Raw genomic sequence first — 11,115 nt, 5'->3', positions numbered from 1 at the left:
AGCGGGGCAGTGCAGAGGCGGGGAGTGTCACGCCACGCTGCGGATCGGTGGGACCCTGGGCGCGCGTCGCCGTGACCGGTTCGTCCGGGAGCGGGTTCCCGTCATCTGCCGCCCGGGTCACGCGGAGGATGCCATTCGAGGGGTACGACTGCCCGTCCGGCGGGTGTTGCCCGCCACAATACAACCGGCCGCGCTCCGCGGGTGCTCGTCACGGTCCAGCGTTGCGCCAGCCCGGCGCGTGACAGCCAGTCCAGGTCCGCACGCCCGAAGACGGGCGGCGGCGTCGCAGCTGGAGCGTCCCTGCCGCACCACGGCGGGTCTCCAGGCACCCATTCCCCCACCTTGGAGCCGTCCAGCCACTCGTCGAGCTCAGGGTCAAGCTCGTACCACAACTCGTCCTCGGTACGCCATCCCGGCCCCCCGTCTGGCAGGAGCGGCGAGGGGTGCGGATCGGAACAGGCATCCCGGAGCAGCCGGAGCGCCACCCACGCCGCCGGTGGAATGAACACCGCTACGTCGTCCGGGTCGCGACCGCCGGCCGGCCAGGGCGGGCGCGCTTTGCGGCACTGGTACCGGGCCAGGAGCAGGTCGCCCGCAGCGGTAATCCGGTATACGGCAACCGGGCGCGTGCCAGACACGTGTACATGGTCCTCTTCCACCAAGCCGCGGCCGCGGAGGCGCGGCAGGAGTTCGGGGACGGGGAGTTCCAGCGCTGCTTCAATGTCCTCTCGCCGCGCCCAACCTCGTACTCCGCGCCTGGTGTAGCCGCCTGCGCGGGTGTCCAGCGTCCAGAGGTAACCGAGAATGGCCGCGGGGGTCGGGCCGAGATGATCGGGGCGAACCATAGCGTACAGGCTAGGTTCAGTCCGGAAATGCAGATACCTGTGCCTGTTGGCGCGTAGGGTGGTGGCAATTGTTGGCGGGTCGGGTATGTTGTCCCCTGCTGTCAGGCACCATTCCTCTCTTGCCAGGGACCGACAATGACGATCCGCACCCTCTCCGCCGTCCTGCTCCTCCTGTGCGCCGCCGCGTGCGGCGAGCCGACCGCCGCCACCTCCGCTCCGGCCACGCCGGTATATGACGGAGGGCACACCATTGGCTCGGGGAACCGTTCCGGAGAGTCCACGACCGGAACGACCACCTCCTCTGGACACGGGTTCGGATCCGGAAACGACGAGACCGCCGGCTCCACGACGGAGACGGCGGCCAGTGACTCGTCCGCCGCGGGACGCGGCGGACACACGATCGGCTCCGGGAACTAGCCGCCCGGCCGGCTGCGGATCCCGCCGGGATTGGCTCCGGGCTGGTTCGTCTCAGGGCCTTTTCGCGGCTGCAGGCGGCCGGTGAGCGTTACGCGCACCAACTCGATCCCGTCAGGATCGGCCGGGACGAGCTCGCCCGGCGGCTCTGTTTGGTCCTTGATGGCCTGCAGGAGCTCACGGGCCTCTACCTCCAGCATGGCCGCGCCCCTTTCCGCCGATGCGCGCTCCGCGGCGGCCGAGTACGCCGTTGCGTCCGTCCAGCGGCCGATGCGGCGCGCGCCTTCGGCGAGGTGGATGTAGACCGCGGGCGCGTATTCGTCATACTTGGCGACGAGAGCCAGCGCCTCCCGCTCCGCTTCCTCGAACTGGGGGGCGCGTTGCGCACCGCCGGCCGCCCAAGCCAGCGTTGACCAGACCAGCGCCCGGATCCCAGGCCGCTCGATGCGCAGGAGCGCCAGCCGCAGCAGCGGCAGCGCCGGCGTGTAGTGGCGGATCCGGACCAGTAAGAACGCCCAGTCGTGCGCGAGTGCGGGCAGGTAGGGGTGCGTAGCGGGGTACAGCTGCGCCGCGGTAAGTGCGTGCATTTCGGCGTGCTCGAAGGGGCCGATCTCGGCAGTAATGGCGAGCAGGTCGTGGTACGCCTCGGCCGCCTGCTTTCGGCGCCTGGTGCGGCGAGCCAGGCGCGCGGCTCGCTCGTATGCGTCGAGTGCCGCGTCCATGTGGCCCATGTTCTTCGCAAGCGAGCCGTAGCCGAGCAGCGCGCGGATCATCTCCCGGCGGCGCTTCAGTCGCCGTGCGGCGTAGAAGGCCCGGTCGAACCAGAGCGCCGCCCGCTCGTTCAGCGCGGCCCGGCGGCACAGGCGGCCGGCGTCGTTGGCGCACTCGGGACTCTCTGTATCCGCATACGCCGCGGCTTCCGCGAAGTGCGCTGCAACGGTGATCAGCGACCGCTCTTCTGCCCACGCTGCCACCCCCCTGCAGGCGCCGCCGACTCGCGCGGGAGCGATTTCCGCGGGAGACTCCCTGAGCGCGGCAAACGTCTCGAAAGCACCCGCAAGCTCCGGGACTTCCTCAGTCGCGTCGTCCATCAGCTCGCGCGCGGCGACCGACACCGGGCGCCCTTCTAGCCGGGTGCGCGCGGCCTCGTCGGCTGTTCCCCTCGACCACTCGTATACATAGCGCAACGCTTGGAAGAGCACGGGCCCGCGTGCCCCGTCCAGCCGCTTCACCACCTCCATCCCGACAGGCTCCGAGCCGTCGCCCAGCCGGCGTGGCGGTGCCGGCGGCATGCAGTGCAACCGGCGGCGTGACCGGCGTTTCCCCGGAGCATGATCACCCATTTAGGCCTTCGGATATGGATCGTGGCGTAAACCGATACGGACATAGTAGTCACCGCGTACCGGGGACGCCAACCCGCGACGCTCCGGTAGTTGCGCTGCCATCTCGGGAGTGGTCATTCTGCCCCCAGGACGGGATGACGGCAGGGATATCTCGCCGCCGCAGGCTGAGCGGATTGCCGCTCCGCTCAGCCTCCCATCACTGGAAAGTCCAGCGGCATTGCTGTCGCAGGCCTAGTTCCCGGAGCCGAAGAACGTACGCAGGAACTCTGGCCCGCGTGCCCACTCCAGCGGCGCCTCACTGGCTATTCGACCGGCACGTGCCGGCACGGACTGCTTGGATCCAGGCGCCTGCGGAGGTGTCCCGTCTACCTGTTCCTGTCCACAGGGAGTCACCGTTCCCGCCGACGCGTGAATCGGAGAACTTGCTGGCATGTGGTCCCGCCCTCTGCACTGGATGGCTCGTTTGGCCGGAAGCCCGGCTACGAGGCCACTCTGCCCGCCGAGCCGCGCCGACGATACCGGCATGCGGTGGCGTTTTCAGAGGCAGCGGCGGATGGCGGGTTGCATGGCGGCGCCTGTTGGCGGGTGGCGTGCGGGTCCGACGTTTGCCGGTGAGTGCGAGAACAAACCGCATCCCCGCACGGTGATCGTTGCCATCAACGCCCAGATCAAGCGCCTCGCCGCTTGGCGGTATATGGAACCATCCGCGAGTCGATGCAGAATACCAAAGACATCGGGCACGTGGAGACCCCCGTGCGGCTCCTCTCGGACAACGTGCTGGAGCGGTTCCAGAATGCGCAGGCGCACACGCTCGCCCGCCACCTTCGGAACCTCGCCGCCGGCAAGCTCATCCCCGCCATCGGGTGGGATGATCGACGGATGCCGCCGAAGGGACCGTGCGCCGACCCTGAGAGCCGGCAGATCGTCTTGCAGGAGGTTTTCTTGGCCTATCTGTGGGCGGTCACCTACGCTCTCCTCGTCATCGACCAGGAAGCGCACCGGCGGTCAATCGTCGAGGGCCGGTTCGAAGGGGAGCTCGACTTCACGAAGCCTGCGCTCGCGGAATCATGGGAGCTCTTTGTCTGGGCGATGGGCTTGCAACGGGAGTACTCGGATTGGCCGGAACAGCTGCCCGCTCCGGATCGGCCCCGCGTTATCGAAGGGATCGACTACACGGGAAGAGCGAATGGCATCTTCATGGACGCTGCCGCGTATCTCCTCTTCCATGAGTACGCCCACTTGGTCGACGATCATTGGAGTGTCATGGGGCCGATCCGCGCGAAGCCGGATGCTGAGGTCTCGGAGGAAGAGTGCGAGATTCTGAAGCAGATCGAGACCGAGGCGGACGTGGAGGCGCGGGAGGCCCTGCTGGCGAGCGACGATCCCGACAGCCTCCAGCTGAGCCGCGGCGTCGGGATCGTGATCGCCCATGCCGCCTCGCTGCTGATCGTGCCGAGACCATCCAAGCTCCGGCAGATCCAGCATCCGGACGTAGACTCCAGGCTCGTCAACGCGATCTACGCGCTGACCCCCGAAGAGGTGGGGCCGCGCGACATGCTGTGGACAGTCGCGTCCCTCGCATGCAGTCTGTTCCTGAGGGCGCACGGCCTTACGATCAGCCAGGAGCCTGCGGAGACCGCGGAAGATCTGCTCCGCCGGTACATGGCCGAAATGGACCTGATCAAGAGCTCCCGAGCCCTCTCCTGACCGGCAGCCACGGGTGGGGAATGTTCTGACATCCTGGCGCTGTCGATGGCATGCAGCCGCAGGCTGTCGTGCTCGACCATCCTCCGTATCCTATCCCTGTGCTCCGTCGCAGCCCACGTCGTGAGCAGCGCCCCGCCGAGCGACGCGGCCACGGCCAGCGCCAGGATCGGCCAGAGCCGCGGATGTTTTTCAGCCCGCACATTCATCCACATGAGTGGGGACGGTACCGTAAGAGGCTGTTCGCCCTACCGCCGGTCCGTCTCTGAACGCTCCATCTGGCCTATGCCTTGCCCCACTGCCGCGCCCGTGTCGGCGGCGAGTTGGAGGCGCCTTTCACCGTCTTCCGGGCTGTCCCGTGAATTTGAGCGGTGAATCCCGCGTCGCTTGGTGACCACATCTCTTTCATTCTCAGAATCCGGATGGCGGAGCCCGTTCGATTCAATGCGCTGCAGCAGCGCGTTCACCGGAGGTTGGGTTTACTTGGTGCGGGGCCGGCCGATTTCTTCGCGGACGCGGTACGGATCATGGCCGCGCCGGAGCAGTTGGCGACGACGAGTCATCTGGTCGGTCACCTTCTCCGCGAAATCGAGAGCGGGCTGCGTGCTGTTCTCGGAATCATTGTAGAGCCTGATCCGAACGAACCCGCACAAGACCGACATGAGCGTGAGGTCAGGGCGATCCTGCGCGCCCTCGAGTTCGAGGAGGGCGATGAGGTCTTCGATCGGTGGCTCTTCATCGCCGGGAAGAATGCTCCTGGGGGACTCGCCCGCCGGGCGCACCGGGATGCGTTGAATGCCCCGCGAAGGATCGATCCGACCTTCGTCAGCCAGTGGGAAGAGATCCAGCTCCTGCTCGACGCGGTCCTTGATCGCTTCGAGACGAGGTACACGGACGTGTTCGCGCGGCTGGACGAGTTGCTGCGGCACGCGAACCCCACAAAAGAGAATCTCAGGGTCCTCAAGCAGGTAGTGCCGAACACGCCCGCGACACGCCGTTACTTCTTCGACCGCCTTGAAAGTCCGGGGTGGCTCACACCGCTCCGGGAAGAGGGCTTCTTCGATTCACCCCCGCCGCCTGCGGAGAATGTCGAGGATGCCGTCTCGTTTCCCGGATGGCCGGAGGCGGAGTACCTGGCGCGAATGGCCACTGTCCAACCCGCGGAAGTTTTGGCGATCATAAGGACAGTCGAAACCGAGAACGTGCGGGTGCAGGCGCGGCTTATTGAGGTGCTCATGAGCTTCCCGGCGGCCCAGGCGGCCGATCTCACGCCGCTGGTCTTGCAGTGGCAGCCCCGAATGTCACGCTATCACCACGGACACTTCGTCCTCCGCTTCGCTGGCTTCATGGGAGCCAGCGGGCTTTCCCGTGAAGCCCTCGTGCTCGCGGGCGCCATCTTTGGTCTTCCTGAAAGGGATGAGCACGGGATGCTCCCGATCAAGAACGCAGCACCGACAAGGCAGCGGGATCTGGATTGGCATCTCACGGAAGCGCCCGAAGCACTTGCTCCGCTGGTCGGGGCGGCCCCGGTCGAGTACATCACGCTCCTCGCGAATGCGCTGGACTACCACGTCGGGCGCCGCCCGGAACTAGATGAAGAAGTGCCGCGCGACACGCGGACGCTCGGCGTGCGGGACTGGTCGACGACATGGCTGCCCCGACTCGCAAACACATCTGAAGCACGTGAACGCGATCTCCGGGTGCTGCTCGCGGCGGCCCTGCGCGAGGCGCTGGACAAGGCCCTGGACCACGGCCAAACAGTAGCAGACCTGGTCGCGCTACTCCGGCGGCATGAACCGCTTGTGTTCCGGCGGCTGGAACTCGATCTCCTGGCCCGCCACGCCGAGACCGCGCCCGGCTTGGTCGCTGAGCGTTTGACGGTACTCGAGTACTATGAGGGTACCGACATGAGAGACGAACTGCCGTCGTTGCTGCGGGCGGGTTTCCCACTGCTGGGCCAGTACGATCGAGACAAGATCCTGGAGCGGATTGCCGCCGTCCCGGATTTCGCCTGGATCGGTGCGGAGCATCGCAGCGAGGCAGGAAGTCGGTGGCAGCGAGACTGGCTGGCGGTGATCGCTGATCATTTATCAGCAGACTGGCACGCTCGTTTGGACGCCCTTGTCGCCGAACACGGGCCGCCCGTTAAGATCGAGCGTTTCGATCCCGGATACTCGGTCTGGACCGGCCCCACCAGTCCGAAGAGCGAGGACGAACTCAGGGCGATGTCCGCACCGGAGGTGGCGGCATACCTCGGCGAGTGGGAGCCAGAGGCAGAACGGCGCTCGCCATCGCGCGACGGACTTGCGAGAAACCTGGCGAAGGTTGCCTCTGGTGAACCGGCCAACTTCGCGTCCGAAGCCGAGCGGTTCATCGGGTTAGCTCCCGTCTATGTCTGCGCTTTGCTGGAGGGGCTTCGGAATGCGCGAAGCGGTGAACGCAGCTTCCCCTGGGAGCCCGTGCTCGGGCTCGGCGAGTGGATTGTGGAGCAGGAGGTCCCCCCGTCGGATCTCGGCGAGGGACTGGACCGAGAGTCGGACTTGCGGTGGGCCCGGAGGCAGTTGGCTGACCTGCTCGCTCAAGGACTCGGCGGCAGGGAAGCGATTCCGCTCAACCCGCGGGAGCGGGTATGGAGAATCATCTCCGTGCTGGCGGAGGATCTGAATCCGAGTCCGGAGTTCGAGGCCCGCTCCAAAAAAACCGATCCGTCGACGCTGGCCATCAACACGGTGCGTTCGGAAGGCATCCATGCCGCGCTGCGGTACGCATTCTGGGCAGCCGAGGCGCACAAGGAGGAAGGCGGTCCGCAGCCTGGCTTCGAGGTGGTCCCGGAGGTCGCCGAACTCCTTGAAAGACACCTCGATCCCGAGGTGGATCCGTCGCTCGCCGTCCGAGCGGCGGTTGGAAAGCTGCTGGGACACCTGGCGATCTTCGATCCGGCGTGGACCACCGCTCATATGGGGCGGCTCCTCCCAGCCGCTCCCGAGGCGGCGCAGCGTCGCAATGCGCTGTGGGACACGTACGTGCAGTGGGGTACGCTCTGGCCGGCGGGTCTGGCCGTATTGGAGCCGGCATACCGCGAAGCGATCGGGCGCGTTCGCGCGAACGGAGAAACCCCGCCGAACGCGGAGGATCCCGAGCAGAACTTGGCGGAGCACCTGATGCAGCTCTATTGGTGGGGCACCATCCCTTTGGAAAAACCCGACAACCTGATTGAGCTGTTCTTTGCCCACGCGGCACCGAGGGCGCGAAAGCATGCGCTACGCTTCGTCGGCGATTCGCTTACTGCGACCGGCTCCTCGGTTGATGCGGAGCCGATCGAGCTATTGCGCACCATGTGGGAGTGGCGCACGCGGCAGCTCTCGGAAGCGTGCGCCGCCGAAGGCGAACCTGCCGACGCGGCGCGTGGCGAGCTTGCCGAGTTTGGGGTCTGGTTCGCGTCAGGCGCGTTCGACATCGCATGGTCACTCGCGCAGCTTCGTGCGGTCCTCCAGCTGACGGGCCGTATCGAGCACGAGGTCGAGGCCATCAAGTACCTGGGTGATATCTCGGAGGAGCGTCCCGGCGACGCCGTTGCTTGCCTGGCTTCGCTTGACATCGTCGGTGGCGACGACAGGTGGAAAGCGGAGCTGTGGCGCGGCGAGGCGAAGGAAATCATCCGTCGAGCACTTCGTTCGCCAGACCCCGCCGTGCATGCCGCGGCGCGCGTACTCGTGAATCGGTGGGTCGCTCTCGGGTGGCTCGACTTCCGGGACCTGCTGGACGAGCCAGAGTGACGCTGAGAATTTCTTGAGACGGCGGCAACCGGTGCCGCAGTACGGTCGCTGCCTGTGGTGCGGCTTGGGGAATGGCGTATAGCAAGAATAGCGGGCCGGTCCCGATGCAGGACCGGCTCCGTGTTCTCCTGCACGCCGACTGGTGCACGGGCAAGGCGGGCCTGCGGTACACCCACTCGGAGGCGGGCGGCCTCTCCTTCGCCGCGCCCGCCGCGCTGGTCACCGGCCCCGACGTATCGCTGGCGCAGGTCGCCCTCTCTGCGAGGGGGCACGAGGTGCTGATAACGCGCGGGACGACTGCCCCGGGCAGGAGGCCGCCACGTCGCCTTGGCGCGCATCACGGAGTCGGGTGAGATGGCGCGGCTGGAAGCGGTGGAGGGCCGGGTCCCGGCGCTGGATGCCGGCATGGCAGGGGCCGCAGCCTTCCAGACGTTCATCTTTACCGTCGCCATACTGGAATCGGATGCGGGACGATTGCGCGTCGCGAAAACCTCGTGTGCGTCCACGGCACGGTCGAGATTACGCAAGGGGCGGAACCGGAATCACGGATGAGAGCTCCTGTCCTGGCGCAGAAGCGCCCCGAACTCGCTAAAACCTCCGTCGCCCAGCCTGTGCACCAGCCACCGCGCCCGATCCCGGGCCGACGCATCCTTCGACGCCAGCGCCAGCTCCAGAATCGGCCCCACCTCCTGCAGGCGAAAGTCGGGATACTCCCCGCTGAGACGGGCTTCGACCAAATCAACCGTCATCTCCAACGCCGCTGCGATATCGACCAACGCAAATTCCCTCACGCGGTCCCACAGCGGGCGCAGGCGGCCCCGCTTGCTGGCCAGCGCAATGGTGCGGCCCGCGAGGGGAATGACTTCGTCCAAGGGGATGTGCGGAACGTGGATCAACCAGTCCATCTCCGCAGCCTCGTCCCGCGCCCGCTCGCCCGGCTCGCTCTCCAGAACATCCAGTCTCCACGACCACAGGCGGAGCAGCCCCTGCTGCTGCTCCCGTGGAATCGGATCTTTCGCGTCCGTCCAGGCACGGAACACGGACCAGTACGCCCGCCCAATGAGGTCCGGCGCCAGATGCGCGAACAGCGCCTGCACGACGGCGTCGACGGGAGGGACAGTGCCCTGGATCACCGCGTCCAGCACATGCCGTGCGGCCTCGTAGACGACCTCCGCGCTGCCCTCCTGCTGAAGCCGCGCGCGATCCACCGGCTGCAACGCTCGCAGAAAGTCGAGGTACCACGGTCGGAGATCGCAGAACAGACGGCTCTCCATCTCGGCCGTCCGCAGGTACTCAATCCACCCGGGCCCTGGGCCTGCTTGGCCGTCGGCGGGCGCAAACACGTGCGGCGCGATGGCCAGCGTCCAAGGGCGATCCATTCTCCACAAACGCGGAACGTACCGACCGATCACTGCACGAGCCGCCTGGCCGCCGGGTCCGCTCTCCCCCAGCACGCCCTCCAGCACGGGGAACAGCCGCTGGCGAACCTGGGTTTCCGACTCTGCGGAGCCGGCGTGGGCGCGCCACGACCACAGTCCCGCCTGAAGCACCGCCCGTATCACTATGTGGGTCGTGGACGTGGAGCCCGAACTGGCGGGCCGCGTCTCCGGAGGCACAAGCCGCAGTGCCGCGCGGCACCACCGTTCCAGCGAGCTCCACAGGCGGTCCTCCTGTCCGGAGGGGAGCTGATCCTCGCGACACGCGGTCTCCACCAGCCGGACGGCCGCGTCCGCGGCCAAGGCCCAAATGGTCCCGCCCCTCGCGGCGTCCAAGCGCTCAAAGATGAAGTCGCCCAAGTCAAAAGCGGCCTCCCAGGGAATGGGACGCGCTTCCTTTATCGCCGTGCGCAGGCCGCGCAGCACACCGTCGAGGTACTCGGGGCGCAGGGCGGCGTCGCACGCCCCGACGATCAGCGGCTCCAGCGCCAGCGGATCCGTGGCCACGGCCGATTCCAGCGCGGTCCTCAGACCATAGGCCGAGGGTCCGCTGATGTACGCGGGGCCGGGCTCCCACTCCCGCAGGTAATCCAGGATCTCGCGCGCACCCATCCCCAGCAGCGCCTCCGGCTGCAGCGGGCTTTCCACCCCGAAGAGAGGGCCGCGTGCCACCCGGACGGCAAAACCGTTCTCGTCCAGCGCCCGCTGATACTGCGGATCCTCGTCCGCAGTCGGGTCCGTCCCCAGGCGCTCGTGCAGGTCACGGAGCGAGGGGGGAACGTTGCCGTGAAAGTAGCGCAGCACCTTGCGCTGCCACGTCTCGATCCGGGCGCGGATCGCGTCCTCGTCCAGCTCGTCCCCTGCTACCACGTGGGAAATGACAAACGGGTCCGGCCCGCGGTCCAGCGCGTAACGAAACACGCGTTGCGCCTGCCCCGAGGCGCCGGCGAACTGCGCCCGGAGGAACGCGGCGTACTCCCGCGCTGGCATCTGGTCGATGCGCGCGGTTTCCATCACCGCCAAGTCGCGCCAGATGGGGACCCGGTGCCCCGCCACCTCCAGCACGTGCAGACGGATGCGGTCGAACACCGCGTCCGCACCGCCGCTCAGCAGCCGCAGCACCTGCTCGGCCTGCGCTTCGCCGACCAGAGCGGTACGCGCGGCGGAACCGGCCAGCGCTACGGCAAGGTGGGTGCGGACGTCCGCCTCGCCCTCCGCGCTCTGCAGGTCGTCCGGCGACCAGCCGCGCAGGTGTACGCCGCGCTCCTCCTCCCGCCCCGCCATCTCGCGGATCGCGGTCTCCAAACGGCGGAAAAGCAGGCGAACGGTCCCGGCGCCGTCCAGCCTTTCAAGCGCGGGGAGCAGGCGCTCCATCACCTCACCGATGTCGTACGTCTCCAGATGTTGCAGCCGCAACGGAAAGAGGCCTCCGGAGCGCAGCGCCAGGGGCACGGAGCTCGGCTCCGGCTCGACAGGGACGATCTCCAGCAGAGCGCGCGCGACCTTGAACGCCTCGCGGTCACCCAGCTGCGCCAGGTGCACCGCCAGGTCCAGCAACACCTCGCCCGCCTGCACGCCCGTATGGCCGAACGCGGCC

General features: G+C 67.5%; 5 protein-coding genes. 3 read left to right on the top strand and 2 right to left on the bottom strand.

What is annotated here, in order from left to right:
- Positions 1 to 1,258 precede the first annotated feature (1,258 nt).
- Positions 1,259 to 2,500: a hypothetical protein gene (locus VFZ20_RS02100; protein WP_329682161.1), complete on the bottom strand. Its 1,242-nt coding sequence runs from the start codon at positions 2,498 to 2,500 to the stop codon at positions 1,259 to 1,261.
- Between the two features lie 816 nt (positions 2,501 to 3,316).
- Here VFZ20_RS02100 and VFZ20_RS02095 point away from each other — a divergent pair.
- The 3 genes from VFZ20_RS02095 to VFZ20_RS02085 all read left to right on the top strand — a co-directional run bounded on the left by VFZ20_RS02095 (position 3,317) and on the right by VFZ20_RS02085 (position 8,634).
- Positions 3,317 to 4,309 (top strand): phage exclusion protein Lit family protein, encoded by a 993-nt coding sequence (locus VFZ20_RS02095; protein ID WP_329682160.1) that lies wholly within the window; start codon positions 3,317 to 3,319, stop codon positions 4,307 to 4,309.
- Between the two features lie 419 nt (positions 4,310 to 4,728).
- Positions 4,729 to 8,082 carry a hypothetical protein gene (locus tag VFZ20_RS02090; RefSeq protein ID WP_329682159.1) on the top strand — a complete coding sequence of 1,118 codons (3,354 nt, stop codon included), beginning with the start codon at positions 4,729 to 4,731 and terminating at the stop codon, positions 8,080 to 8,082.
- 354 nt (positions 8,083 to 8,436) lie between these two features.
- Entirely contained in the window at positions 8,437 to 8,634 is a 198-nt protein-coding gene (locus VFZ20_RS02085) for a hypothetical protein (RefSeq protein WP_329682158.1), read from the top strand.
- Here the strand turns inward: VFZ20_RS02085 and VFZ20_RS02080 are convergent.
- On the bottom strand, positions 8,625 to 11,115 hold a 2,491-nt coding region (locus VFZ20_RS02080), incomplete at its 5' end, for a hypothetical protein (RefSeq protein ID WP_329682157.1). The genes VFZ20_RS02085 and VFZ20_RS02080 overlap by 10 nt on opposite strands.

The organism is Longimicrobium sp., assembly GCF_036280135.1.
In the GTDB taxonomy this organism is placed as follows: domain Bacteria; phylum Gemmatimonadota; class Gemmatimonadetes; order Longimicrobiales; family Longimicrobiaceae; genus Longimicrobium.
The sequence above is the reverse complement of the archived record's forward strand: the minus strand, read 5'-3'. Positions and strand labels throughout refer to the sequence as shown.